Source organism: Ochrobactrum sp. SFR4 (assembly GCF_019730395.1).
Lineage (GTDB): Bacteria > Pseudomonadota > Alphaproteobacteria > Rhizobiales > Rhizobiaceae > Pseudochrobactrum.
Genome location: NZ_JAAPBB010001443.1, coordinates 1 through 233 on the forward strand (window position 1 = coordinate 1; position 233 = coordinate 233).

The 233-nt window shown below is 49.8% G+C and carries 1 protein-coding gene; it reads left to right on the forward strand.

Translation table 11 applies throughout. From position 1 onward, the window contains the following. On the forward strand, positions 1-233 hold a 233-nt coding region (locus HBA93_RS23795; protein ID WP_286202183.1), incomplete at both ends, for a sugar-binding domain-containing protein.

A 233-nucleotide genomic window follows, 5' to 3' on the forward strand; every position in this document is an offset into this window, starting at 1 on the left:
GGCTGAAAGATGTTTTCGAAATGGCTGATGATCTGGATATGGTTCTGCTTAGCATTGGTGGCATTGAGACTGCCAGCAGCACATCTTATCGCGTTGGTCTGATTGATGATGTGCAGAAGCGCTCATTGCTCGAAAATGGTGCGGTCGGCGACATGCTGTTTCATTTCTATGATTGCAACGGCGAGATAGTGTCCGATCCGGTGCATGAGCGGGTGATGTCGGTCAGCATGGAT